Here is a 24297-nt window from a genome sequence, read left to right as displayed (position 1 = left end):
GGCTTTACGGGCAGTCAGGGGGGCGCCCAAGATCCCCCAAACGCCCATGCGAAACTTTTCACATGAGCCTTAGCCGTGCCCCTCGACGCACCCTGCTCGCCGTCGGAACCCTGTCGGCCGCCCTCGCTCTGTCGGCCTGCGGCTCGGACTCCAACGGCAAGTCGGGCGGCGGCGGCGGAACCAACTTCGTGACCAACACGGGCGGTATCTCCACCGTCGCCAAGGGCGAGCGCACGGCGCCCACGAAGATCGCGGGCGAGACCGTCGACGGCGAGAAGCTCGACATCGCCGACCTCAAGGGCAAGGTCGTCGTCCTGAACGCCTGGGGCTCCTGGTGCGGCCCCTGCCGCGCCGAGGCGCCGCACTTCGCCAAGGTCGCAACCGACCTCAAGGCCGAGGGCGTGGAATTCGTCGGACTGAACACCCGCGATTTCAACAAGCAGCAGGCGGTGACCTTCGAGGAGGACTACGAGGTCCCCTATCCCAGCCTGTACGACCCCGCCGGGAAGCTGATCCTCAGCGGATTCCCCAAGGGCACGCTCAATCTGCAGGCCATTCCGTCCACCGTCGTGCTCGACAAGGACGGGAAGATCGCCGCTCGCGCCCTGATGGCACTCGACGAGAAGAAGCTCCGCTCGATGATCGAGCCGCTTCTCGCGGAGAAGTGATCCGGTGAACGAGACGGTCTTCAGCGGGGCTCTCCTGCTCGCCCTGCCCATCGCCGTGCTCGGCGGTCTGGTCTCCTTCTTCTCCCCGTGCGTCCTGCCCCTCGTCCCCGGCTACCTGAGCTACGTGACCGGCGTCACCGGCACCGACCTGGCCGAGGCCAGGCGCGGCCGGATGGCGGGCGGGGCCGCGCTCTTCGTCCTGGGCTTCACCGTCGTCTTCGTCTCCGGCGGCGCGCTCTTCGGAGGCTTCGGCAACACCCTGCAGGAACACCGCGAGGTCATCTCCAAGGTGCTCGGCGCCCTGACCATCGTGCTCGGCGCCTTCTTCATGGGCGCGATGCCGTGGATCACGCGCAGGGAGTTCCGCTTCCACAAGCGGCCTGTGACGGGACTGCTCGGCGCGCCCATGCTGGGTGTGCTGTTCGGCGTCGGCTGGGTTCCCTGCATCGGCCCGACCCTCGCAGCCGTCCTGGCGCTCGCCTCCAACGAGGCCAGCGCCGGCCGCGGCGCCGTACTCACCGTCGCCTACTGTCTGGGCCTCGGCCTGCCCTTCATCCTCACCGCGATCGCCTTCCGACGGGCGCTCGGCGCCTTCGGGTGGGTGAAGCGGCATTATGTCTGGGTCATGCGCATCGGCGGCATCATGCTGATCGCAACCGGCCTGCTGCTCGTCACCGGAGCCTGGGATCGCATCGTGTCCGAGATGCAGGTCTGGACTGCCGGCTTCACCCCGGGGATCTGACCCAATGACCCACACCAGCCCGAGCGGAACCAGCGCGAGCGACAGCCGCACCGACCCGAGCGACAGCCGTACGGACGCGAGCGATCCGCACGGCAGCCGTACGGACGCGAGCGAGGCCGAGGAGCGCGCGGACCTCAGCGCCGCCGGCTCGCAGCTCTCCACCGCCCCCCGCGAGGAGAGCGCCATCGGCGGCCCCGCCCTCGGGGTCGTCGGCTGGATCCGCTGGTTCTGGCGCCAGCTCACCTCCATGCGGGTGGCGCTGATCCTGCTCTTCCTGCTCTCCCTCGGCGCGATCCCGGGCTCGCTCATCCCGCAGTCCAGCGCGGACGAGCTCAAGGTGCAGACCTTCCAGAAGGCCCACCCGGCGCTCACGCCGATCTACGAGAAGCTCCAGCTCTTCGACGTCTACAGCTCGGTGTGGTTCTCCGCGATCTACATACTGCTGTTCGTCTCCCTCATCGGCTGCATCGTGCCCCGCAGCTGGCAGTTCGTCGGCCAGCTCCGCGGCCTGCCGCCCGCCGCGCCCGGCCGCCTGACCCGTCTGCCCGTGTACACGACGTGGCGTACGGAGGCCGGGCCCGAGCAGGTCCGCGAGGCCGCGCTCGCCCTGCTCAAGGGCCGCCGGTTCCGCGCGCACACCGTCAAGGACGCCGTCTCCGCCGAGAAGGGCTACCTCCGCGAGGCGGGGAACCTGGCCTTCCACATCGCCCTGATCGTGATGCTGGTCGCCTTCGCCTGGGGGCAGCTCTTCAAGTCCGAGGGCGGCAAGCTGATCATCGAGGGTGACGGCTTCTCCAACACCCTCACGCAGTACGACGACTTCAAGTCCGGCTCGCTCTACAGCACGGACGACCTCGCCCCGTTCGGCTTCCAGCTGGACAGCTTCACCGGCACGTACGAGAAGAGCGGCCCGCAGCGCGGCACCCCGCGCACCTTCGAGGCCGCCGTCACGTACTCCGAGGCGGGCGGCAAGGACAAGAAGGCGGTCGTCCGGGTCAACGAGCCGCTGAGGGTCGGCGACTCCAAGGTCTATCTGATCGCCCACGGGTACGCGCCCGTCGTCACCGTCAAGGACGGCCGCGGCAAGGTCGTCTTCCACGGCGCCGTCCCGCTGCTGCCGTTCGACAACAACATCACGTCCACCGGTGCGATCAAGGTGATGGACGGCTACCGCGACAAGAACGGCAAGAAGGAGCAGCTGGGCTTCCAGGCCTTCTTCGTGCCGACCTTCGCGGGCGCCGGCAAGGGGAACATGTTCTCGCAGTTCCCCGCGCTCGACTTCCCCGTCATGGCGCTCACCGGCTACCACGGCGACCTGCGCGTCGACTCGGGGCTGCCGCAGAACGTGTACCAGCTCGACACGTCCAAGATGAAGCAGTTCAAGGTCCACACGGGTACGGGTGTCGCCCAGCGGATGCTGCCCGGCGAGACCATGACCCTGCCCGACGGTGCCGGCTCGATCACCTTCGAGAAGGACATCAAGGAGTGGGCGAGCTTCCAGATCTCCCAGCAGCCGGGCAACGGCCTCGCCCTCGCGGGCGCGATCGCGGCGATCGCGGGCCTCACCGGCTCGCTCTTCATCCAGCGGCGCCGGGTCTGGGTGCGGGCCGTACGGGGGAAGGACGGCGTGACCGTCGTCGAGATGGCGGGTCTTGGCCGGAGCGAGTCCGCCAAGCTCCCCGAGGAACTGGCCGAACTCGCGGCCACGCTCCACGCCCAGGCGCCGACCGCGCCGGAAGCGGAAGCGGACGCGGAGTCCGCGACAGCGGAATCGGCGGAACCCGCGGACGCCGCGGACACTCCGTCCACAGTCGCGCCGTCCACAGACGAGCCGTCCGGGGCCGCGCGATCCGCGACCGCGGACCCCGCAGACGCAGAACCCGCAGCAGCAGAACCTGCCGAAGCTGAAGCCGAAGGGGCTGAGAAGTGAATCTCGCCGCCGTGAGTCTCGCCGCCGAGACCAACGAGAGCCTGGCGCGGATGAGCGACATGCTCATCTACTCGTCGATGGCCGTCTACACCCTGGCCTTTTTCGCGCACATCGCCGAGTGGGTGCTGGGCAGCCGGAGCAAGGTCGGCCGTACGGCCGCCGCGCTGACCACGCGGCAGGCCCCGGCGCCCGCCGTCACCGTCCAGGTCAAGACGGCCGGCGGCACCACCGCCGTACTCGACAAGCCGACGGTCGTCACCCGGTCCGGCGCGGGCGTCCGCGACGTCCCCGACGGCCCCGGCGCGGCCGGCGGCACGGTCAAGGGCGATCTGTACGGCCGTATCGCCGTCTCGCTGACCGCGCTCGCGTTCCTCATCGAGGCGTCGGGCGTGATCGCCCGGGCGTTCGCCGTGCAGCGGGCCCCCTGGGGCAACATGTACGAGTTCTCCACCACCTTCTCCACCGTGGCGGTCGGCGCGTACCTCGGCTTCCTCGTCGCCCGGAAGAACGTCCGCTGGATCGGTCTGCCGCTGGTCACCACCGTCCTGCTCGACCTGGGCCTGGCCACGACCTGGCTGAAGACCCCCAGCGACCAGCTGGTCCCCGCGCTCGACTCGTACTGGCTGTGGATCCACGTCTCCACCGCGATCTTCTGCGGCGCGGTCTTCTACCTCGGCGCGGTCGCCACCCTGCTGTACCTCTTCCGCGACTCGTACGAGAACAAGCTCGCCACCGGCGGCAATCCGGGTTCCTTCGCCCGCTCCGTCCTCGAGCGGCTGCCGTCGGCGGCCTCCCTGGACAAGTTCTCCTACCGGGTCAACGCGGCGATCTTCCCGCTGTGGACCTTCACGATCATCGCCGGCGCGATCTGGGCGGGCGACGCGTGGGGCCGCTACTGGGGCTGGGACGCCAAGGAGGTCTGGTCCTTCATCACGTGGGTCGGTTACGCGGCGTATCTGCACGCGCGGGCGACGGCCGGCTGGAAGGGCCGCAAGGCCGCGTACATCGCGCTCATCGCCTTCGGTTGCTTCCTCTTCAACTACTACGGCGTCAACATCTTCGTGAGCAGCAAGCACTCGTACGCAGGCGTCTGAGCTGGCACGGCGCCCGCCCCGGCGTGACGCTTGAGGTATGAGCGAGATCCCCCGGGGCAGGTGCGACACCCACGACGGCAACCTGCACCACCTGCGGTACGTGATCGATCTGCCCCATCCGACGGCGCGGGTCTGGTCGGCCGTCGCGACGCCGGAGGGGCTGCCGCAGTGGCTCTGCGCGGCGGATCCGCTGGAGCCGAGGCTCGGCGGGGCGGTGACGCTGCGCTGGCTGAACGGCGACACGGAGGTCTCGGGGCAGGTGACGGCCTGGGACCCGGAGTACGTGGCCGAGTACACGGTCGGCCCGTCGCACGGCCGGATCCGGTTCCATCTGGAACCGGCCGGGGGCGGCGGGGCGACCGTTCTGCGTTTCACCAACGAGTTCCGTGGGACGCACGAGGAGAAGCTGGACGTGATGGCGGGGTGGCACGACCACTTCGAGCGGCTGGCGGCGGCGCTGGAGGGCCGGCCCACGGACTGGCGTGCGTGGTCGCCCGACCGCTGGCAGCACCTGCGCGAGCTGTACGTACGGGACGACGCCCCCTGGCCCAAGTGGGAGCCGTGAGCGCCCCCGCGGGTCACGGCAGGGCGTCGAGGCCGTCCTCGCGGACCCGTACCGCCAGGTCGATCTTGGTGTGGGCGGGACGGCCCGCGCGCTGGTACTTCTCCTTGACCTGATCGAGGTAGTACTTCGCGGTGTTGGGGCTGATCCGCGCGCGGCGGGCCGTCGCCTTGAGCGTCAGGCCAGAGGCGTAGTCGAGCAGTATCTGCAGCTCCCGCGGGGCCAGCCGGGGGCGCTCGGGGCGCGTGTCGTGGGCCAGTGCGAAGGCCAGCTCGGCGGAGTGGACACGGCCCTCGGAGGCGACCTCCCCGATGGCGGTGACCAGGGAGTCCAGGGCGTGGTCCTTGGTCAGGTAGCCGTCCGCCCCGGCGGAGAACGCGGCGACGATACGGGACCGGTCGGCGACCGTGCTGATGACGAGGACCCGCGGTCCCGCCGCCCGCAGCTTCCGCACGTTCTCCTCGGCCACGGAGCCGTCCCGGAGCACCAGGTCGAGCAGGACCACGTCGGCGTGGCGGCCGGGGCCGGCCAGCAGCTCGTCCACGGTGGCCGCGCAGCCGAGCATCCGTAACTGCGCCACCTGCTCCAGCCAGGAGCGCAGCCCGTCGAGGAGCATCCGGTCGTCGTCGACCGCCGCGACCCCGATCACAGGCCCGCCCGGTGCGCCGGGTGGGCGGGACCCGTCCGGTGCGTCGGGTGCGCAGGTCCCACCCAACCTCCCCGACCCGCCCGACCCGCCCGAGTCGTCCGCCGGGCCCGACGCGCCCGTCATGCCGGCCACCGCAGCTCGACCCGGGTGCCCTCGCCCGGGGCGCTGTCCACCTCGGCGGCGCCCCCGATCTCCCGCATCCGCGCGCGCACCGACCTCCGCAGCCCGGTCCCGGTCGCGGTCGCCGTCCCACGGCCCCCCGTCAGGGCCGCCTCTGCGTCGAAGCCCCGGCCGCGGTCCACGACGGTGACCGTGATGCCGCCGTCCCGCCCGATCGCGGTGAGGTACGCGGCCGAGGTCCCGGCATGGCGCCGTACGTTGTTCAGCGCCTCCGTCGCCGCGGCGGTCAGCGCCGCCGCCACGGGGCCCGGGAGCGGGGGCAGTTCGTGGTACTGGGCGGTGACGGTGAGGCCGAGGCACTCCGCGGCCGCCACCACGTCCTCCAGGGCTTCGCCCGCGGGCACCTCGGGGCCCTGCTTTCCGTGCTCCGCCTCCACCTGCTCCGACCGCTGGACCAGCCGTCGGAGGTAGGCCGCCTCCCGGGCGCACCGCTCCCGCACCCCCGGCGTGTTGGCGTCCACCCGGCCGGAGGCGATCGTGGTCAGCGTGGCCAGGACCGTGTCGTGCAGGGCCCGGTGGTGGGCCATCCGCTCGGCCTGCCGGGCCCGCTCTGCCTCGGCCCGTACCGCCTGCTCGCGCGCCTCGTCGAGCAGGGTGCCCTGGCGGTGCAGGTACCACCAGAAGACGCGGGCCATCACGGCGGAGGAGAGCACCGACATGAGGTGCCCGAACGGCCGTGCCGTGTCCGTCTGCACTTGGGCGGCCACATGGGCGGCGAGGATCAGCACCACCGCGCAGCCCGCCTGCCGTGGACGCAGCCCGGCCGCCGCCGCCGCGGCGGCCGACCCGCCGAGCAGCAGCGCCCAGAACCCCGGGTCCGGCACGTGCCCGCCGCTCGCCCACAGCACCGCGTGCGGCAGCAGGCAGCCCGTCAGCAGCACATCGGCCCAGACGAGACGCGGGCCGAAGCCTCCTTGCGCGTACCCCGCCCCGTACAGCAGCAGGCTGGTGCCCAGGGCCACCCCGAGGAGCGCCCGGACGGCGACCCCGGCGGCGGGGGCGTGTACGAGGGCGGTGATGCCTGCAGTCAGATGACTGGCCCGGTACAGACCGGTGGCAAGAAGCATGAATCGCTGCGCCCGTTGCAGCCCTGACCCCACCAAACCCCCCTGAAAAGACGGGTACCGGGGGCTCAGTGGATCTCGCTAGCTTCCTTGGCGTCAAGGCAATCCCCAGCCAGGAGGAAAACGTGGCTCGAAGGACGTTCCGACGGCTCGGCAGGCATGGATTCGTGGCCTCGTTGGTCGCGCTCTTCACCCTGCTGATCCCGACCGCGGCACACGCCGACATCAACCCGAACGTGCGCTACACAAGCTCGCCGTACAACGCGGCCATCCACGAGATCCGGGCGTCCTACAGCTGGCAGTGCCTGGACATCCGTGGTGAGTCGACCAGCGTCGGCGCGGTCATCCAGAGGTTCGACTGCAAGGGTCAGCACCACCAGCGCTTCGTCTTCTACCCGATGGGCGGGGAGAACTTCGCCGTCGGCACCTACGGCGGCGCGATGTGCCTGGGCACCCCGAACGCGAGCAAGGCCCCGGGGACCGGCGTCATCCAGGCCACGGGCGGCAACTGTCTGACCCTGCGCTGGCAGGACCGCGGCTCCAACCACTGGGAGATGGTGGAGGTGGGCACCGGCCAGTGTCTGCTCGACACCGGACGGCGCAGCCAGGTGGTGCTCGGTGCCTGCGGAGGCGTCGGCGAGCCCTGGCCGTCCCTGTGGACCCCGAGGTTCGACCGCTACTTCAACTACCCGGGCGGCTTCTAGCCGGGGGCGGTCGCCGGGTACCGGTCGGTGCCCGGCGACCGCTCGGCCTCAGGCCGGCCCGAGGCAGGCGTCAGGCCCGCCTCGGGCCGCGGGGCTCAACCCCGGCGGGGAGGAAGGCAGTCCTTCGCGGGCGCCCTGCCCTCCGGCCAGGCGATCTGGACGAACTTCTGCGAGCCGTCCTGGGCCAGTTCCACGATCGGGACCGCCTTGTTGAACGGGTTGCCGAAGTTGTCCAGGCAGATCCAGCCGCTCGCGCCGTCGACCCGCAGCGAGCCCTTCACCTGCGGCCACTGGGTGACCACGTCCGCCGCATCCGGGTACTGGGCGCCCTGCGGGGTCGCCTGGCGGATCGCGTGGACCGCCGTCGCCATCGCGTCGTACGCCACGATCGCCTGGCCGTCCGCGAGCGGGACCGGCTTCTTCGTGGCCTTCGTGACGTCGGCGAGGAACGTCTCGTACGCCGCCGTCGAGCCGCCCGTGCTCGGGACCGGGCGGCCCGGCGCCGGCTTCCAGGCGTCGGGGTGTGCGAGCGAGGCGTAGCGCACGGTCAGCTTCGCCTTCAGGGCGCCGCGGTTGAGTTTGCGGTCCCCGCCCAGGTAGGACCCCTCGTCGCCGGTCAGGATCGTGAACGGCCGCTCGGCGCAGCCCCGCGCGCCGAGGGCGTTGATGAACTGCCGCAACTGCGTGTGACGGCCCGCGAAGAAGACGGTCTCCGCCCTTGTGTCGCAGATCAGATGGGTGATCTGGCGGAAGGTGTTCGCGGTGGTGCCCTCCTCCGTCGGGTCCGCCGGCGAGGTGAAGAGCTGCGGTTCGTACGGGGCGCCCTTGAGGGAGGACGAGAAGGCCGCCTTCAGCGTGTCCGTGTAGTGGTCGCCGGTCCGGGTGTCCTGGACGAGCAGCGCCTTCGAGCCCTCGACCTTCCCGAAGTGGGCCAGGGCCTTGGCCTCGTCGCCGTTGGTGGGGGAGACCCGGGCGAGGCCGGGGTAGCGGTTGTTGCCGGCGCCGGGCCCGTTGGCGATGTCGTCGGCGGTGATGGTCGTGCCGACGACGGCGATGCCCGCGCCCGTCAGATCCGTCACCGCCTCCCGTATCTCGGTCGACGAGGTGGCGACGCCGCTGACCGCCCGCAGCCGGTCGGGGCCGCCCGTCATCGTCTTCAGCCGGTCGACGGTCGCACGCCAATGGGCGTTGCCCTTGCCGGTGTTGGCGAGGACGAGCCGGATCTTCGGGGTCTCGTTGTTGGACTGGTGGTTGGCGCGGTACTGCCGGGCGTAGGCGCCCACGACCTCGTGCAGCACCTTCACCCGTAAGCCGTTGTCCGTCGAGGTCAGGGGCAGGAGCAGGGCGACCGTCGCGTACTCGTCGGGCTTCAGCGCGCGGTTCTCGTCGCGGATCCGCCCGGCGATCTCGGTCAGCTCCGGTACGCCGAAGTCGAAGCCGTCACCGTTGACGCCGACGCACTCGCCGCTGCCCGGGGGCCGCTCCACACCCACCGCGCAGGAACGGTCCTCCGGGGTGGTGGCGTGGTCGATCGCGTACCCGGCCAGGGAGCCGACGACGGCGAGGGCGACCGCGGACGTGAGGATCTTCTGACGGGTGGTGTACCAGAGGCGGTAGCGCAGCGGGCTGACCATGGCCTCAGACTCCGTTCTCCGTACCCGGCGGGAGCGAGAGCCCCCGCCAGGCGCGGATGTCCCTCGGCCAGTGGGTGGCCGCGTCCCACAGCGGACTGTTCCCCGTCCGATGGCGGCCGGAGAGCTGGCGCAGCTCGTGCGCCAGCTTGTCGGTCACGTCCTCGTCGGGCAGCGCGAGCGGATCGGTGAGCAGCCATACGGCGTGCAGCAACCGCCGCAGACTCAGGTGGAGTTCGACGGTGTCGTCGTCGAACGCGGTGGGCGGCGGGTCGCCGGGCTCCTGGCCGAGGGCGATCGCCCGCCGCGCGTCGGGGCCGGTGCGGCCCCTGTCGCGCGGATACGGCGCCGAGGCGATGAACCGCAGCCGGCCGAGCCAGCCGAGGACGTCCGCGTCGGGGAAGGTGAGGCGCAGGTGGGTGACCGCGTCGTCGGTGCGGCCGAGCGCCAGCTCCTGGTGCAGCCGGTACGGCACGGGCCCGGAGGCGTAGTGCCGGTGCAGGGTCTCGTGGACCGCCCGCCAGGTCGCGTACCCCTCGCCGTCCTCGAAGCGCAGCCGGTGCAGGAGCAGGGCGCGCAGCAGCGGGTCGGCGACGAAGTGCTCGGGGCCCTCCGGCCAGTCCTCGGCGCGCAGCAGGTCCCGTACGCGCAGGGCCGTGTCGCCTTCGAGGGACTCGCCGCGCAGCCGGGTCCGGGCGAGCAGCCGGGCCGACTCCTCGTCGTGGGCGGCGGCGAGCACGGCGAAGGGCCCGTGCCGCAGACGCGGCAGGAGCTCTTCGAGGAGGGTGGGGGCGACCGGTACCGGGGCGCTGTCCTCGCGGAGCTCGACCGTGAGGTCGAGCAGGGCGCCCGGGGTCAGCGAGGGCTTCCGGGCGGCGGGCACCTCGCCCGCCGCCCGGCCGAGCAGGACCACGCCGAGCGGTCGCCCGCCGGTCAGCCGGTGGACGGCCCGGGCCAGTTCGGCCGGGGTCCGGCCCGCAGGGTCGAAGCGGTCGAAGGCGCTCTGGGTCTGGGCGGGGGACAGCGGGGGCAGTTCGACGGCGAGGATGCCGGAGGTGACGTCCGGGCCGCGTGGGCAGGGCGCGCGGTGCGCGGTCTCCGGCAGCCGCAGCCGGGCCGCGTGGCGGATGCCGTCGTGGTCGCGGACGCGGGAGGCGGCGATGACGACGACCCGGTCGCGGCGGCCGTCGGCGCGGGCCCGCAGGATCGGCTCGATCAGGCGCCGGCCGAGCTGCTCGTGGGCGTTGTCGAGGAGGAGGACGGGCCGGCCGCGGCGGGCGCCGCGGTTGGCGAGGCCGGTGAAGGCGCGGACCAGGTCCTCGACGAGCGCGCCGACGAGGAAGTCCTCGGCCTCGCGCCGCCGCCGGCCGCCCTGCTCGAAGTCCATCGCGAGCTGCTGCAGCCCGGCCTTGCCTCGGCCGCCCGCGTTGCGATAACTCCCGTACCAGCCCTCGGCCTTCTGCTGGAAGCGGCCGAAGACCTCCTCCAGGACCGTCTCGACGGTCGCCTCGGCGAGCAGCCCGGCCATCGGCGCAGTGGCCTCGGCGAACTTGGCGGCGAGCTTGGTGAGGACCTTGGTGACCCAGTTCGCCGCGGCGCCCTTGGCCGCGTCCACGGTCGCGAGGACCGGTCCGAGGCGCTGGAGGTCGCGCCGGGCCCGCTCGTCGTCCTCCTGTGACCAGCTGATGGACGCGACGGCGACCAGCCCGAGCGAGAGCCGCGGGAACTGTACGGGCTTGGCGGCGAGCACCCGCGGCGCCAGCTGTACGGCGAGTTCGGCGAGCGCCCCGGTGAGCGGGTTCCAGCCGGGGCCGTGGTCGGCGGGCGGCTCGATGTGCGCGCAGTCGAGGAGGGCGAGCGGGGTGGCGGCCTTGTAGGCGTTGCGGATCTGTTTGAGCAGCGCGGTCTTGCCCATGCCCCGGCCGCCGGTGAAGACGGTGACGGGCGGGTCGTCGCCGTGTTCGTACGCGGTGCGGGCGTAGCGGTACGGGGACAGCCCCACGAGTCGCGCGGCGAGTCCGGAATCCTGGAAGACCGCCTCGCGGCCGTACAGCTCTCTGTCCACGCCCCGTCACCCCCGTCACAGTCAACTCCAGGATATCGACGGTGTGTTGGGAAAGCGGCAGGCTTTTCGACTCTGTTGCGCGGACGTTCTCACTCCGTGGCGATCGCGTCGAGTTGCGCCCGGAGGTAGGCGTGGGAGTCGATCCCGTGGAGGGTGGTCCCGGGGTCGCACTCGTAGAAGTACACGAGCGACATCAGCTCCTCGGCGGGCGCGTCGGCGGGCGGCGGGAGCACCCGGTGGCGCCCGGAACGCCAGCGTCCCCCGGTCCAGCCGGCCATCACGTCGCCGATGTTGACGGTGAACGCGGCGGGGTCGAACGGCGCGTCCTGCCAGCCCCCGGCGTCGGTGAACACCTGGAGTCCGCCCTTGCCGGCCTGCCGGTCCAGGACGGTGACCGTGCCGAAGTCGGTGTGCGGACCGATCCGGAACTGGCCGGGCTCCGGCTCGCCCGTCCGTTCCCGCCCCGGGTACCAGTTGATGTTGAAGCCGAACGTGGGGTGGCCGGTGTGCCGGGTGAAGAAGTCCCGCTCCTCGCCGAGGGCGACGCCGAGCAGATCGAGAACCCGGTCCGACAGGGCCCGCATCTGCGCGAGGTACGTCTGGACGAGGGGCTTCAGCTCGGGCACCTCGGCGGGCCAGGTGTTCGGCAGGAACCACTCGGCGTCCACGGCCGGGACGCCGGTCGGCTCGTCGGCGGCGAAGGAGAGCGACTCCTTCAGGTCGGGCGGGGTGACCGTGCCCTCCGCGTACCCGTTCGCCTCCGCGCCCGGCCCGAGCCAGCCCCGCCCGCCGACCCGCACGGCGTACCGCTCCTTGACGGCGGCCGGGAGGTGGAAGAACCGCCGGGCGACGTCCCGGATGTCCGCCCGCAGCTCCGCGTCCACCCCGTGCCCGGTGACCAGCAGGAACCCGGCCTCGCGCAGGGCGCGGTCGACGGCGGGGAGCTGCGGGGCGGGGTCGCGGGCCAGATCGATGGTCGGAAGGGAGGCCTCACTCATGACCGATGTCCTCGTTCCACAGGGCGGGGTGCTTCGCGATGAACTCCCGCATGAGGTCGACGCATGCGGGATCGTCGAGCACGATCACCTCGACCCCGTGCTCGGCCAGCCAGTCGTGCCCGCCGTGGAAGGTCTTCGCCTCCCCGACGACCACCCGCGAGATCCCGAACTGCCGCACGAGGCCGGAGCAGTACCAGCAGGGGGAGAGGGTCGTCACCATCGTCGTGCCCCGGTACGAGCGCTGCCGGCCGGCCGCCCGGAAGGCGGCGGTCTCCCCGTGCGCCGACGGGTCCCCGTCCTGCACCCGCCGATTGCGCCCCCGCCCGAGCAGCGCCCCGTCGGCCGCGTAGAGGGCGGCCCCGATCGGGACGCCACCCTCGTCCCGCCCGGCCCGCGCCTCGTCGAGGGCGGTGCCGAGCCACCGCCGTGCCTGTTCGATGTCCACGGGGGGACACTTCCCCGGCGGGGCAGGGGATCACGCGTCGGGGGCAGCGCTCTCTCCGGTGGCGGGCAGGACGTAGGAGCCCTTGCCGGGCACGGTGACGATCAGCCCGCGCTCGCGAAGTTCACGCATGGCCCGGCGGGCGGTCAGTACGGCGATGCCGTACTCCTCGGAGAGGCGGCCGGGGGTGGGGATCATCCGGTCAGGGGCGAACTCCCCCGAGGCGATCTTCGCTGCGATCACGTCCGCCAGCTGCATGTACAGCGGGCGCGCCGACTGCGGATCAAGACTCATGGCCCAACAGTAGATAGTCATACAAAGACACGTTGGGGTGGCTCTATCTACAGAGTGATGCATCACGGTGCATCACGCACTACGTTGGGCCGGACGTAAAACCCCGGCGACCGCTGGAACGGTCCCGGGGCATGGCCACCAACTATCAAGGGAGTTGATGACGTGCGGAACCCTATCGCGCGCACGTGGGGCCGGGCCTGGATCCCCGTCCTCCTCTGGCTGCTGATGCTGACCCTGCCGCCCACCGGCAGGCACCGCACCCGCCCGGTCACCCCCCGGCACCGGCACCACCGGCACCGACGGCCGGTGTCGCCGACCCCCGCGCCCCGGCGGTCTCCGTACGCCCGGGAGCAGGCGATGCTCCTCGACGGCGCAGGATCGCCCCTGGAGCGCCCCTACCTGACGGCTGCCGCTCGTGTGCAGCGCAGGCGCCGACGCGCGCTGTGGCTGGCGACCGTCGGGGTGGACGTCGACCAGCGGAACATCCATGCCGGGGGTGCCCGATGAACCGCTGCGGGGCGAGGCGGTCCGTGTTCGCGGTCGCGGAGGTCGTGCGGCCGGTGTGGGCCGGGGCGGTCTGTGTCCTCGACGCCGGGCACGGCGGTCCGCACCGCGACCGTGCGGGCGACGGCTGGTGGGTGACGCCGGGGAGCGCCGGTGCGGTGAGCGTGCCGGATCCCGAGACGGAGTTCCGGTCGCCGCGGTGCGTCGTCGGCCGGCACGACCGCTGCCGGGACGGGGTCCTCCGCGAGTCGGGCGTACAGGGAGTCCGCCACCTCGTGTGCGGGTGCCCCTGTCACGCTCCGACCGGCTAGGGCGCGGCTCGGGTTGGATGGCCGGGGGTGGCCGACGGGGCGGCCCCCGGCGGTGGTATCAGCCGAGGGCGGCGACCAGCAGGGTGAACGCGGCGATGATGACGCCGACGCGGATGTAGTGGTAGCGATTCCAGCGCTGCAACTGCTGCTTCCAGTCGGCGGGCCGGTTCTCGGGGGTCCAGGTCCTGTTCCGGTTGTTGATCGGGACGAGCAGCAGGATCGACATGACCACGCTGACGATGAGCAGTCCGGCGGCGGTGACGACGAGTCCGGTGCCGTGGTGGTGCCATCCGGCGACGGCCCAGATCGCGCTGAGGACGAGCGAGCCGATGTACCAGAACGGCATCAGGGTGCCGAGCATCCGGCCGCCGTGGGCGTGCCCGGCCTGGCTGCTGTCCTCGGGAAGCGCGTCCAGGATCCGGTTCATGATGAAGGCGACGGAGAACTCCACCCCCACCATCAGACCGACGACCACGGTGGTGACGACCTCGAGCGCGTCGAGCATGATGACCCCTCCTCGTATCTAGCGTTGCTAGCTGATGAGGCAACGCTAGTACTGCTGCCGCTCGGTTGTCTAGCGATGCTAGGATCGAGCTATGTCGGTAAAGGAACGCAAGGAGCGGGAGCGGGCAGAGCGCGAGCGCCTCATCGTGGCGACGGCCCGCGAACTCGCCGAGCAGCAGGGCTGGGACGCGGTCACCACCCGCCGGCTCGCCGAGCGCATCGAGTACAGCCAGCCCGTCCTCTACAGCCACTTCCGCGGCAAGCGCGAGATCATCGGCGCCGTCGCCCTGGAGGGCGCCGCCGAACTGGCCGCGGCGGTGCGTGCCGCGATCTCCGCGGCGGACGGCCCGCGCGAGCGGGTCGCCGCCCTCGCCCGCGCCTATCTCGACTTCGCCGAGCGCAATCCGGCGGTCTACGACGCCTTGTTCCAGCTCGACGGCGGCCTGGCGTACGCGCAGGAGGACACCCCCGAGCCGCTGAAGGACGCCTTCGCCGCCCTGCTCGAGTGCCTCGCCGAGGTCGCCGGCGACGGCGTCCACCCGGGGATGTTCACCGAGGTGTTCTGGGCGGCCCTGCACGGCCTGGCGACCCTGACCCGAGCGGGCCGCCTGCTGCCCGAGGACGCTGAGCCGAGGGTGCGGCTGTTGGTGGACCGGCTCGCCATGGTCTGACACACCGCCCCGGCGGGGCGGGCACCTCACACCTGCCGGTGCCCCTGCCGCCACGACCGCTTCCGTTCCGCCCATGAGGTGTCAGAGGTGCGCCGTACGTTGTGGCCATGGGCGTATATCTGGTCGGTGTCGGCGCGGAGGACTGGTTCGACGATGAAGAGGACGGGTGGGGGGAGGTCGCCTCGGCGCTGAACCAGGAGCTGGTGCGTCGGGGTCTGCCGCCGTACGCGTCGGTACCGGAGAGAGGCGACTTCGTCCGCGGTTCGGGGCAGGCCTTCGAGGAGAAGCTGATCCCCTCCATGGACGGGTTCGTGGCCTTGTGCCAGGCGCACCTGTCGCCCGGGGAGGTGGAGACGGTCTGCGGCTGGACGGTGATGGTGCCGCTCTCGCTCGACGAGGAGGTGCGGCTGCCCGTGGAATCCGGCTACACGGACTCGACCGTGGTCGTCGGCGCGCCTCAGGTGCTGGCGATCGCCGAGCGTCTGGCGGCGGTCATCGACCTGCCGGCGGAGACACCGGAGATGTGCGACAACCTCGATCTGACCATGTGGTTCCTGGACGGAGCGGCCAAGGACCTCGCCGCTGCCCGGCCGGGCCCATGGAGCGACGATCTGGACGCGGCCTTCTACGTCGCCCTGTATCTGCGCGCCGCACAGCACTCGCTCCGGCGTGGCTGCCCGCTCACCTACTGCTGACGCCTGAGTGCCCATCGGCTCCGCCGATGGCCCCATCGGGAGGTCGCCCCACCGGCTCGTGGACCCGCCGCCGGGGCCGTCCGTAGCGTCGTCGGCATGAGAAACGAGACCAGGGGAACCGTCGAACTGACCCTCGCCATGGTGCTCTCCGGCACCCTTGGCATCTTCGTCGTCGAGTCCGGGGCGGCCCCCTTCAACGTGGTGTTCTTCCGGTGCCTCTTCGGGGCCGCCGCTCTCGGCGCGTACAGCCTCGCCCGCGGATACTTCACCGGGCACGGGTTCACGCCGAGGAAGCTCGGGCTCGCCGCGCTCGGCGGGGTGTTCATCGTCTTCAACTGGGTGTTCCTGTTCGAGGCGTACGAGGCGACCTCGATCTCCTTCGCCACCGTCGTCTACCACACCCAGCCGTTCTTCCTCGTGGTCTTCGGCGCCATCCTCTTCCGGGAGCGGATCACCGCCGCCAAGTTCGGCTGGCTCGGGGTGGCCTTCGTCGGGCTCGTGCTCGTGTCCGGCATACGGCCCGGGGACACCGCCTCCCTCAAGGGGCTCGGGCTCGCGCTCGCCGCCGCCGTGCTCTACGCGCTGTCCACCATCGTCACCAAGCGGATCACCGGCGTCCGGCCGCACCTCGTCGCCCTCGTCCAGGTCCTCGTCGGGCTTCCGCTGCTGCTGCCCTTCGCCGACTTCGGCGCCATGGCGGAGGCCGGCGCCGGCTGGGGCTGGCTCGTCGGCCTCGGGCTCATCCACACCGGGCTCATGTACGTGCTCATGTACGCCGCCTACCAGAAGCTGCCCACGGCGAAGATCGCCGTGCTCGCCTTCACCTACCCCGCCGTCGCGATGGTCGCCGACTGGGCGGTGTACGGGCACCACATCGGCCTCGTCCAGGCGCTCGGTGTCCCGCTGATCGTCCTGGCGAGCCTGAAGGTCACCCTTGCTGCTCGGACACCAGCCGCCGCGCCTGCTCCACGAACAGCCGCACATGCGCCGGAAGCCGCTTCCCCCGTCTCCACGCGATCTGCGTGTAGAGGGTGAACGGCGGACGCCAGTCCAGCGCCACCAGCGCCCCGGACGCCAGCTCCTCGGAGACGGCGACCCGGGGCACCAGGGCGATGCCGAGACCGCCCGCCACACCCCGCTTCGTCGCCTCCAGCGTGCCGAACTCCATGAACGGCGGGGTCCACGCCTGGAGCTCGCGCTCGAACAGGTCGCGGTACGGACAGCCCGGCTCGGTCCCCACGAGCTGTCCCGCCGCCAGGTCCGCCGACGTCAGATCCGTGCGCCCCGCCAGCGGATGACGCGGGGAGGCCACCAGAGTCAGGGGTTCCTCCGCCAGGACCTCCGCCTCCAGGCCCGCGTGCTCGGTCTCCGGCTCCATCAGGAAGCCGATGTCGTACGTTCCCTGGCGCAGCGCCTGCCGGGTCTCGTCGCCCAGAGTGGGCCGCAGCGACAGCTGGACCTTGGGGTAGCGGTGGTGGAAGAGCTCCAGCAGGGGCGGCAGGCGGTAGGACGTCAGCGATTCCATCGTGCCCACCGCGATCGTCCCGGCGGGCTCCTCCTCGGTCTCCACGACCGCGGCCCGCGCCTCCTCCGACAGGTCGATGATCCGGCGGGCGTACGGCAGGAGCCGCTCGCCGGCCTCGGTGAGCCGGATGCGGCTGCCGAGCCGTTCGAACAGCTCCACGCCGAGCGAGGACTCCAGGGCGCGGACCTGGCCCGTGACGCTGGACTGGGCGTACCGGAGCTCCGTCGCGGCGCGCGTGAAGGAGAGGACGGCGGCGACCTTCTCGAAGGTGACCAGGAGCCGGAGCTCCATCAGCCGTCGCTGTCCTTGGCGTCGCTGTCCCTGGCCTCGCCGCCCTGCTCGCGCTTCCGCAGCTCTTCCTCGCGGCGGCGCAGGTCCGCCTCCCAGTCCTTGAGGACGGCCTCGTCCTTCTTGTTCTCGTCCTTGAGGGACTTCAGGAAGTCGGGGTTGTCGTCGGGAGCCACCCACTCCTGGCGGTGGTTGCGGTGCCACTCGGAGGGGGTGCGGCCGCCCGCGGGGGTCTTGCGCATCTTGCCCGCGGCGAACCAGACGACCGGGCCGACGATCCAGAAGAGCAGGATGATGATGACCCAGACGACCTTGGGCAGGTGCTTCGCCTCGTCCTCGGGGGTGTTGAGACAGTCGATGAACGCGTAGATCGTCAGCGCCAGCGGCAGGATGAACATCAGCGCCCTGAGCATGTGGGACAGCCCCCTGGATCCAGTGGCGGGGTACGTTTCGTCGGCCCCGGTGACAGGTCCAGCGTAGCCGGTGGCCGATACTGGGCCCCATGGCTTACGACGATCTCCGCTCGCTCCTCAGGGCGCTGGAGCGCGAAGGCGACCTCAAGCGCATCAAGGCCGAAGTCGATCCGTACCTGGAGGTCGGGGAGATCGTCGACCGGGTGAACAAGGCGGGAGGGCCGGCGCTTCTCTTCGAGAACGTCAAGGGCTCCGCCATGCCGCTCGCGATGAACGTCTTCGGGACGGACCGCCGGCTGCTCAAGGCCCTCGGCCTGAAGTCGTACGGCGAGATCAGCGAGAAGATCGGCGGGCTGCTCAAGCCCGAGCTGCCGCAGGGCTTCGTCGGTGTGCGCGAGGCGTTCGGCAAGCTCGGCTCGATGGTCCACGTGCCGCCGAAGAAGGTGAAGGACGCTCCCGTCCAGGAGGTCGTCCTCACCGGCGAGGACGTCGACCTGGACCGGCTGCCCGCGCTCTTCACCTGGCCGAAGGACGGCGGGTCCTTCTTCAACCTGGGTCTCACGCACACGAAGCACCCGGAGACCGGGGTCCGGAACCTCGGCCTCTACCGCCTCCAACGCCACGACAAGCGCACCATCGGCATGCACTGGCAGATCCACAAGGACAGCCGGAACCACTACGCGGTGGCGGCGGAGCGGGGCGAGCGGCTGCCGGTCGCGATCGCCTTCGGCTGCCCGCCCGCCGTGACGTACGCGTCGACGGCGCCGCTGCCGGGCGACATCGACGAGTACCTGTTCGCGGGGTTCGTGCAGGGCAAGCGGATCGAGATGGTCGACTGCAAGACGGTGCCGCTCCAGGTGCCGGCGCAGGCCGAGGTCGTCATCGAGGGCTGGCTGGAGCCGGGCGAGATGCTCCCGGAGGGTCCCTTCGGCGACCACACCGGTTTCTACACGCCGCAGGAGCCGTTCCCCGCGCTGAAGATCGACTGCGTCACCATGCGGAAGCGTCCGCTGCTCCAGTCGATCGTGGTCGGCCGGCCGCCGACGGAGGACGGGCCGCTGGGGCGGGCGACGGAGCGTTTCTTCCTGCCGCTCCTCAAGATCATCGTGCCGGACATCGTGGACTACCACCTGCCCGAGTCGGGCGGCTTCCACAACTGCGCGATCGTCTCGATCGACAAGAAGTACCCGAAGCACGCGCAGAAGGTCATGCACGCCATCTGGGGCGCGCACATGATGTCGCTGACCAAGCTGATCATCGTGGTGGACAAGGACTGCGACGTCCACGACCTGCACGAGGTGTCCTGGCGCGCGCTCGGGAACACCGACTACTCCCGTGACCTGACGGTCGTCGAGGGGCCGGTGGACCACCTGGACCACGCCTCGTACCAGCAGTTCTGGGGCGGCAAGGCGGGCATCGACGCCACGAAGAAGCTTCCCGAGGAGGGCTACACCCGGGACGGCGGCTGGCCGGACATGGTCGAGTCGGACCCGGCGACGGCCGCGCTCGTGGACCGCCGCTGGAAGGAGTACGGCCTGTGACCACCGCGGCCGTACCCGGCGCGGAGCCGGGCCGTACGAAGGCGTTCCTGCGCCTCGTGATGATCGAGCACTCGGTCTTCGCGCTGCCCTTCGCCTACATCGCCTCGCTGACCGCGATGTTCCAGCTGGACCGGAACATCCACTGGGGGAAGCTGCTCCTCGTCACCATCTGCATGGTCGGGCTGCGGACCTTCGCGATGGCCTGCAACCGGATCATCGACCGCGAGATCGACGCCCGTAACCCGCGGACGGCCGGCCGTGAGCTGGTGACCGGCGCCGTGTCGGTGCGGTCCGCGTGGACCGGTGCCGGGATCGCCGTCGTCGTCTTCCTCGGGGCCGCGGCGCTGCTCAACCCGCTCTGCCTGGCGCTGGCGCCGCTCGCCGTGGTGCCGATGGTGGTCTATCCGTACGGCAAGCGGTTCACGAACTTCCCGCACGCGATCCTCGGCGTCGCGCAGGCCATAGGGCCGATCGGGGCCTGGCTCGCGGTGACCGGGGAGTGGTCCTGGGACGCGGTGATCCTCGGGTTCGCGGTCGGGATCTGGATCGGCGGCTTCGACCTGATCTTCGCCTGCCAGGACGTCCAGGCCGACCGTGCCGAGGGCGTCATGTCGGTGCCCGCCCGCTTCGGCGTCCCGGCGGCGCTCTGGGGCGCGCGGGCCTCGGCGGTCGTGACGACGGGGCTGCTGGTCTGGTACGCGCTGGCCACGGAGGCCGGGCTGTTCTTCTGGATCGGCCTGGTGATCGTGATCGCGGCGTTCTGCTACGAGCACACGATCGTGAAGCCGCACGACCTGTCCCGCCTGAACCGGGCGTTCTTCACGACGAACGGCTTCATCGGCATCTCGCTGTTCCTGTGCGCGCTGATCGACCTGGTGATGCGGGGCCTCACGGTGTGAGGGCGGCCTGCCGGCGCTGCGGGCGGAAGAGGAAGGCCGCCCCGACGCCGGCCACCAGGCCGACGAGGTGGCCCTGCCAGCTGACCGTGGTGTTGGCGGGGGAGATGCCGAGCAGGATCGTGCCGCCCCAGAGCGCGGCGATCGTCACCCCCACGGCGATGCCGAGGGGCTTGCGCTCCACGAAGCCGCGGACCACCAGGTAGCCGAAGAGGCCGAAGACCAGGCCGGAGGCGCCCGCGGTGATCGAGTCCGACGGGGAGATGAGCCAGACGCCGACGCCGTCGGCGACGATGATCAGCGCGCAGACGGCGAGGAAGCGGCGGATGCCGCCGAGGGCGGCGAGGAAGCCGAAGATCAGCAGCGGGACGCTGTTGGAGGCGACGTGCCCGAAGCCGAAGTGCAGGAACGGCGCGGCGAGGATCCCGCCGAGGCTGTCCGGGTCGCGGGCGACGATGCCGTACGCGTCGAGCGCGTGGCCGGTGGCGAGGTCGACGACTTCGAGGGCCCAGAGCAGGGCCACCCAGCCCGCCATGAGCTGTATCGCCGTCCTCGCCCGGTCGGACGTACGCCACCGTGGTGTTTCGAGCTCTGCCATGACCATCCCCCTGCGGTGTTCCGTCCTGTACAGGAGAGAACGTACGGGACCCCGTGCGGAGTTCTCGTCGGGAGCCGCCGGATAGGCTCGTCGGCGTGGAGCCGGTAGAGGAAGAGCAGCGTCGTCCCTGGGTGGTCGGGGTGTCCGGGGCGTCAGGAACCCCGTACGCCGCCGCCGTTCTGAGGGGACTGCTGGCAGCGGGGGAGAGCGTCGACCTGGTCGTCTCGCGGGCGTCGCGGCTGACGCTGCTCGACGAGACGGGGATCGCCTTCCGGGACGCGCACTGGCGCGAGGACCTGGTGGCCTGGCTGGCGCGGGGCGCCGACGGGAAGCCGGGAACGTTCGCGCCCGACATCGACGACGTGCGGTACTGGGCGGCCGGGGACCTGGCCGCCGGGCCGAGCAGCGGCTCGTACCCCGTGAAGGGGATGCTGATCGTGCCGGCGTCCACCGCCTCGGTGGCGGGCGTGGCGCTGGGGCTTTCGAAGGACCTGCTCCAGCGGGCGGCGAGCGTGACGCTCAAGGAGCGGCGGCCGCTGGTGGTCGCGGTGCGGGAGACCCCGCTGAACGGGCAGACGCTCAAGCATCTGGTGGCGCTGGACGAGGCGGGCGCCGTGGTGCTGCCCGCCTCTCCGGCGTTCTACGCGGGGGCGACGCACATCCAGGATCTGGTGGACTTCGTCGCCGGGCGGGTGCTCGACGCGGCAGGGGTGCCGCACCGGCTGTACCGCCGTTGGGAGGGGGAGCTCGGTGGAGCTGCCTCCCGGGAGGGCTAGCGCTTCTCGGCGGCGCGCTTCTTGGCGGCGCGGCGGGCGGAGGCGGACGGACGGTGGGCACGCGAGCGGTTGGCCATCTCCTGCAGCTCGCGCATACGGGCATGGGCCATCTCGATCGTGTACACGGTGAACACCACTCCTGAAAGATCGTCTTTGTTCAATTGAAAGATTCACAGGGTGTCGACCCCTGTGTACCTTAGATTCTATACCTAAACTCGCGGTATCGCTGGACAATGGAAGGCTTCATACCTATGGACGCCGTGGACAGGCAGCTCATCCAGGCTCTGCGCGAGAACGGCAGGGCTTCGTACGCCGAACTCGGCCGGCTCGTCGGGCTCTCCGGCCCCTCCGTCACCGACCGCATCAACCGTCTGGAGGCGGCCGGAGTCATCACCGGCTACCGCGCGACGGTCGACGCGGCCTCGCTCGGCCTCGGCGTCACCGCCCTCATCGGCATCTCGCTCTCCGACGCCGCCGACCACGAGGACGTGGCCCGCCGGCTGAAGGACCTCGCCGAGATCGAGGACTGCTGGTTCATCGCCGGCGACGACTCGTACATGCTCAAGGTCCGGGTCAGCGACGTCGACGGGCTGGAGAAGACCATCCGCCGGCTCTCCGGCACCAAGGGCGTCTCCCGTACCCGTACGACGATCGTGCTCTCCACCAAGTGGGAGAACCGGGTCGGGGATCTGCCCGAGGAGGGCTGAGAGTACGGTGGGTGGAGCCTGAAATCGTCAGACATGGGAGGCGGCCGCATGGACGCGGGACTCAAGCGCGAGCTGGAGCAGAAGGTCCGTTCCGGAGAGCGGCTGAGCCGCGAGGACGGCATCGCTCTGTACGAGTCCGACGACCTGGCCTGGCTCGGCGGCCTGGCCCACGAGGTCCGGACCCGCAAGAACGGTGACGTCGTCCACTTCAACGTCAACCGCCACCTCAACATGACGAACGTGTGCACCGCGTCCTGTGCGTACTGCTCGTTCCAGCGCAAGCCGGGCGAGAAGGACGCGTACACGATGCGCATCGAGGAGGCCGTCCGCCTCGCCAAGGCGATGGAGAACGAGAACCTCACCGAGCTGCACATCGTCAACGGGCTCCACCCCAACCTGCCCTGGCGCTACTACCCGCGCTCGCTCTCCGAGCTGAAGAAGGCGCTGCCGAACGTCTCCCTCAAGGCCTTCACCGCCACCGAGATCCACCACTTCGAGACCATCTCGGGCATGTCGGCCTCCGACATCCTCGACGAGCTGATCGAGGCCGGCCTGGAGTCCCTCACCGGCGGTGGCGCGGAGATCTTCGACTGGGAGGTCCGCCAGCACATCGTGGACCACCGCACCCACTGGGAGGACTGGTCCCGGATCCACCGCCTGGCGCACTCGAAGGGTCTGAAGACCCCGAGCACGATGCTGTACGGGCACATCGAGGAGCCCCGGCACCGGGTCGACCACGTGCTGCGGCTGCGTGAACTCCAGGACGAGACCGGCGGCTTCCAGGTCTTCATCCCGCTGCGCTACCAGCACGACTTCGTCGACATGCAGGACGGCAAGGTCCGCAACAAGCTCCAGGCGCGCACGACGATGGCGACCGGCGCGGAGGCGCTGAAGACCTTCGCCGTCTCCCGCCTCCTCTTCGACAACGTGCCGCACGTCAAGGTCTTCTGGGTCATGCACGGCGTCCAGACCGCCCAGCTCGCGCTCCAGCACGGCGCCGACGACATGGACGGCTCGGTCGTCGAGTACAAGATCACGCACGACGCCGACAACTACGGCACGCCGAACAAGCTGGGCCGCGAGGACCTCCTCGAGCTGATCCGTGACGCCGGCTTCCGTCCGGTGGAGCGCAACACCCGGTACGAGATCATCCGCGAGTACCCGGGACCGGACGCGGACCGCCGCGAGTCGCCCCAGCCGATGCGGGTCTGACCCCATGAGCCTCACCTTCGCACTCGACCCGCCGGTCACCCCCGCGCTGCGTGACGGCGTCCTGCGCCTGTGGGCGGACGTCTCCAACGCGGGCGGGGCCGTCGGCTTCGTCCCGCCGGTCGACGCGGACACGATCCGGCCCGAGCTCGTCAAGCACCTCGCCGCGATGGCCGAGGGCCGGATGCGGCTGGTCGTCGGGTACGAGGAGGACGGCACCGTCGCCGCCACCACCTTCGTCGCGTACAACACGCACCGGCTGATGACGCACTGGGTCTGGCTCTACACGGTCATGGTCCACCCCTCCCACCAGGGCAAGGGGTACGGCCGCGACCTGATGGCCGCCGTCGAGGACGCGGTCCGCGGCTTCGACGGGATCGAGGCGATCCGGCTCACCTGCCGCGGCGGTACCGGCGTCGACCGCTTCTACGGCTCCTGCGGCTACAAGGAGGTCGGGCGGGTGCCCGGCGCGATCCGGGTGGCCGAGGGTGACGACCGCGACGACATCTTCATGCTGCTCCCCCTGCATTGATCACGTTTGTCCCATGCTTCACTGGTGGGGCGAAACGAACAGACAGAGAAAGGGGCCGTCGTGGCCGCGAACGGAACGGGTGCTGCGACCCTCCGCTACACCCT

28 protein-coding genes are annotated in these 24297 nt (G+C 71.0%); 16 read left to right on the top strand and 12 right to left on the bottom strand.

The features are described 5' to 3' along the window. The first annotated feature begins 62 nt into the window (after window positions 1-62). Genes ACFY8U_RS33535 through ACFY8U_RS33515 form a run of 5 tightly spaced genes read left to right on the top strand, consistent with a single transcriptional unit; the run spans window position 63 to window position 4999 of the window. Window positions 63-668: a TlpA family protein disulfide reductase gene (locus ACFY8U_RS33535; RefSeq protein WP_389575943.1), complete on the top strand. Its 606-nt coding sequence runs from the start codon at window positions 63-65 to the stop codon at window positions 666-668. Window positions 669-672: 4 nt separating this feature from the next. Beyond that, window positions 673-1410, top strand: coding sequence for a cytochrome c biogenesis CcdA family protein (locus ACFY8U_RS33530; protein ID WP_389575942.1), 738 nt, complete (start codon window positions 673-675; stop codon window positions 1408-1410). Between the two features lie 4 nt (window positions 1411-1414). Then, window positions 1415-3340: a cytochrome c biogenesis protein ResB gene (locus tag ACFY8U_RS33525; RefSeq protein WP_389575941.1), complete on the top strand. Its 1926-nt coding sequence runs from the start codon at window positions 1415-1417 to the stop codon at window positions 3338-3340. An 11-nt stretch (window positions 3341-3351) separates the two neighbouring features. Next, the gene (ccsB, locus tag ACFY8U_RS33520) at window positions 3352-4434 is read left to right on the top strand and encodes a c-type cytochrome biogenesis protein CcsB (protein WP_361766538.1); all 1083 of its coding nucleotides are present in this window, start codon (window positions 3352-3354) and stop codon (window positions 4432-4434) included. Between the two features lie 37 nt (window positions 4435-4471). After that, window positions 4472-4999: an SRPBCC domain-containing protein gene (locus ACFY8U_RS33515; protein WP_389575940.1), complete on the top strand. Its 528-nt coding sequence runs from the start codon at window positions 4472-4474 to the stop codon at window positions 4997-4999. 13 nt (window positions 5000-5012) lie between these two features. Here ACFY8U_RS33515 and ACFY8U_RS33510 read toward each other — a convergent pair whose 3' ends face one another. After that, window positions 5013-5645 (bottom strand): response regulator, encoded by a 633-nt coding sequence (locus tag ACFY8U_RS33510; protein ID WP_389575939.1) that lies wholly within the window; start codon window positions 5643-5645, stop codon window positions 5013-5015. Between the two features lie 119 nt (window positions 5646-5764). Then, the gene (locus tag ACFY8U_RS33505; RefSeq protein ID WP_389575938.1) at window positions 5765-6892 is read right to left on the bottom strand and encodes a sensor histidine kinase; all 1128 of its coding nucleotides are present in this window, start codon (window positions 6890-6892) and stop codon (window positions 5765-5767) included. A gap of 122 nt (window positions 6893-7014) precedes the next feature. Between ACFY8U_RS33505 and ACFY8U_RS33500 the strand changes: the two genes are divergently transcribed. After that, window positions 7015-7593 (top strand): RICIN domain-containing protein, encoded by a 579-nt coding sequence (locus ACFY8U_RS33500; protein WP_361671561.1) that lies wholly within the window; start codon window positions 7015-7017, stop codon window positions 7591-7593. Window positions 7594-7688: 95 nt separating this feature from the next. Here ACFY8U_RS33500 and ACFY8U_RS33495 read toward each other — a convergent pair whose 3' ends face one another. The 5 genes from ACFY8U_RS33495 to ACFY8U_RS33475 all read right to left on the bottom strand — a co-directional run bounded on the left by ACFY8U_RS33495 (window position 7689) and on the right by ACFY8U_RS33475 (window position 13023). Then, window positions 7689-9227 carry an ABC transporter substrate-binding protein gene (locus ACFY8U_RS33495; RefSeq protein ID WP_389575937.1) on the bottom strand — a complete coding sequence of 513 codons (1539 nt, stop codon included), beginning with the start codon at window positions 9225-9227 and terminating at the stop codon, window positions 7689-7691. Between the two features lie 4 nt (window positions 9228-9231). Beyond that, window positions 9232-11289, bottom strand: coding sequence for a hypothetical protein (locus ACFY8U_RS33490; RefSeq protein ID WP_389575936.1), 2058 nt, complete (start codon window positions 11287-11289; stop codon window positions 9232-9234). A gap of 89 nt (window positions 11290-11378) precedes the next feature. Continuing rightward, entirely contained in the window at window positions 11379-12287 is a 909-nt protein-coding gene (locus ACFY8U_RS33485; RefSeq protein WP_389575935.1) for an isopenicillin N synthase family dioxygenase, read from the bottom strand. Beyond that, window positions 12280-12732, bottom strand: a complete 453-nt coding sequence (locus ACFY8U_RS33480) for a nucleoside deaminase (protein WP_389575934.1) — start codon at window positions 12730-12732, stop codon at window positions 12280-12282. Before ACFY8U_RS33480 ends, ACFY8U_RS33485 begins: the two co-directional genes overlap by 8 nt. Window positions 12733-12762: 30 nt before the next feature. After that, on the bottom strand, window positions 12763-13023 hold the full coding sequence (locus ACFY8U_RS33475) for a GntR family transcriptional regulator (protein WP_389575933.1): 261 nt from the start codon (window positions 13021-13023) through the stop codon (window positions 12763-12765). 162 nt (window positions 13024-13185) lie between these two features. On the opposite strand from ACFY8U_RS33475, the gene ACFY8U_RS33470 reads away from it, so the two are divergent. Next, the gene (locus ACFY8U_RS33470; RefSeq protein ID WP_389575932.1) at window positions 13186-13530 is read left to right on the top strand and encodes a hypothetical protein; all 345 of its coding nucleotides are present in this window, start codon (window positions 13186-13188) and stop codon (window positions 13528-13530) included. Between the two features lie 366 nt (window positions 13531-13896). On the opposite strand, the gene ACFY8U_RS33465 is transcribed toward ACFY8U_RS33470, so the two are convergent. Then, window positions 13897-14343 (bottom strand): anthrone oxygenase family protein, encoded by a 447-nt coding sequence (locus tag ACFY8U_RS33465; RefSeq protein ID WP_389575931.1) that lies wholly within the window; start codon window positions 14341-14343, stop codon window positions 13897-13899. A 91-nt stretch (window positions 14344-14434) separates the two neighbouring features. Here ACFY8U_RS33465 and ACFY8U_RS33460 point away from each other — a divergent pair, with 91 nt between their 5' ends. The 3 genes from ACFY8U_RS33460 to ACFY8U_RS33450 all read left to right on the top strand — a co-directional run bounded on the left by ACFY8U_RS33460 (window position 14435) and on the right by ACFY8U_RS33450 (window position 16743). Continuing rightward, window positions 14435-15013: a TetR/AcrR family transcriptional regulator gene (locus ACFY8U_RS33460; protein WP_389575930.1), complete on the top strand. Its 579-nt coding sequence runs from the start codon at window positions 14435-14437 to the stop codon at window positions 15011-15013. A gap of 107 nt (window positions 15014-15120) precedes the next feature. After that, window positions 15121-15708: a hypothetical protein gene (locus tag ACFY8U_RS33455; RefSeq protein WP_389575929.1), complete on the top strand. Its 588-nt coding sequence runs from the start codon at window positions 15121-15123 to the stop codon at window positions 15706-15708. A 96-nt stretch (window positions 15709-15804) separates the two neighbouring features. Next, window positions 15805-16743, top strand: coding sequence for a DMT family transporter (locus tag ACFY8U_RS33450; protein ID WP_389575928.1), 939 nt, complete (start codon window positions 15805-15807; stop codon window positions 16741-16743). On the opposite strand, the gene ACFY8U_RS33445 is transcribed toward ACFY8U_RS33450, so the two are convergent. Then, on the bottom strand, window positions 16637-17524 hold the full coding sequence (locus ACFY8U_RS33445) for a LysR family transcriptional regulator (RefSeq protein ID WP_389575927.1): 888 nt from the start codon (window positions 17522-17524) through the stop codon (window positions 16637-16639). The genes ACFY8U_RS33450 and ACFY8U_RS33445 overlap by 107 nt on opposite strands. Then, window positions 17524-17934: a PLD nuclease N-terminal domain-containing protein gene (locus ACFY8U_RS33440; protein ID WP_361607089.1), complete on the bottom strand. Its 411-nt coding sequence runs from the start codon at window positions 17932-17934 to the stop codon at window positions 17524-17526. The genes ACFY8U_RS33445 and ACFY8U_RS33440 overlap by 1 nt, the downstream gene beginning before the upstream one ends. A gap of 89 nt (window positions 17935-18023) precedes the next feature. Between ACFY8U_RS33440 and ACFY8U_RS33435 the strand changes: the two genes are divergently transcribed. Both ACFY8U_RS33435 and mqnP read left to right on the top strand, forming a co-directional pair. Further along, on the top strand, window positions 18024-19475 hold the full coding sequence (locus ACFY8U_RS33435; protein WP_389575926.1) for a menaquinone biosynthesis decarboxylase: 1452 nt from the start codon (window positions 18024-18026) through the stop codon (window positions 19473-19475). After that, complete coding sequence (gene mqnP, locus ACFY8U_RS33430; RefSeq protein ID WP_361438244.1) at window positions 19472-20374, top strand: menaquinone biosynthesis prenyltransferase MqnP; 903 nt, start codon at window positions 19472-19474, stop codon at window positions 20372-20374. The genes ACFY8U_RS33435 and mqnP overlap by 4 nt, the downstream gene beginning before the upstream one ends. Here the strand turns inward: mqnP and ACFY8U_RS33425 are convergent. Continuing rightward, on the bottom strand, window positions 20364-20969 hold the full coding sequence (locus ACFY8U_RS33425; RefSeq protein ID WP_389575925.1) for a rhomboid family intramembrane serine protease: 606 nt from the start codon (window positions 20967-20969) through the stop codon (window positions 20364-20366). The two genes, mqnP and ACFY8U_RS33425, sit on opposite strands and share 11 nt — an antisense overlap. Window positions 20970-21064: 95 nt before the next feature. On the opposite strand from ACFY8U_RS33425, the gene ACFY8U_RS33420 reads away from it, so the two are divergent. After that, window positions 21065-21745 carry a UbiX family flavin prenyltransferase gene (locus ACFY8U_RS33420; protein WP_361438248.1) on the top strand — a complete coding sequence of 227 codons (681 nt, stop codon included), beginning with the start codon at window positions 21065-21067 and terminating at the stop codon, window positions 21743-21745. Here the strand turns inward: ACFY8U_RS33420 and ACFY8U_RS33415 are convergent. After that, on the bottom strand, window positions 21742-21882 hold the full coding sequence (locus ACFY8U_RS33415; RefSeq protein WP_361607080.1) for a hypothetical protein: 141 nt from the start codon (window positions 21880-21882) through the stop codon (window positions 21742-21744). The genes ACFY8U_RS33420 and ACFY8U_RS33415 overlap by 4 nt on opposite strands. 114 nt (window positions 21883-21996) lie before the next feature. Here ACFY8U_RS33415 and ACFY8U_RS33410 point away from each other — a divergent pair, with 114 nt between their 5' ends. The 3 genes from ACFY8U_RS33410 to ACFY8U_RS33400 are packed head-to-tail and all read left to right on the top strand — an operon-like array spanning window position 21997 to window position 24193. Continuing rightward, complete coding sequence (locus ACFY8U_RS33410) at window positions 21997-22452, top strand: Lrp/AsnC family transcriptional regulator (protein ID WP_361438252.1); 456 nt, start codon at window positions 21997-21999, stop codon at window positions 22450-22452. Window positions 22453-22500: 48 nt separating this feature from the next. Next, on the top strand, window positions 22501-23664 hold the full coding sequence (mqnE, locus tag ACFY8U_RS33405; RefSeq protein ID WP_352187094.1) for an aminofutalosine synthase MqnE: 1164 nt from the start codon (window positions 22501-22503) through the stop codon (window positions 23662-23664). 4 nt (window positions 23665-23668) lie between these two features. Next, window positions 23669-24193 (top strand): GNAT family N-acetyltransferase, encoded by a 525-nt coding sequence (locus ACFY8U_RS33400; protein ID WP_389575924.1) that lies wholly within the window; start codon window positions 23669-23671, stop codon window positions 24191-24193. The last annotated feature ends 104 nt before the right edge of the window (window positions 24194-24297 follow it).

This window comes from Streptomyces sp. NPDC012508 (genome assembly GCF_042902595.1).
Classification (GTDB): domain Bacteria; phylum Actinomycetota; class Actinomycetes; order Streptomycetales; family Streptomycetaceae; genus Streptomyces.
The sequence above is the reverse complement of the archived record's forward strand: the minus strand, read 5'-3'. Positions and strand labels throughout refer to the sequence as shown.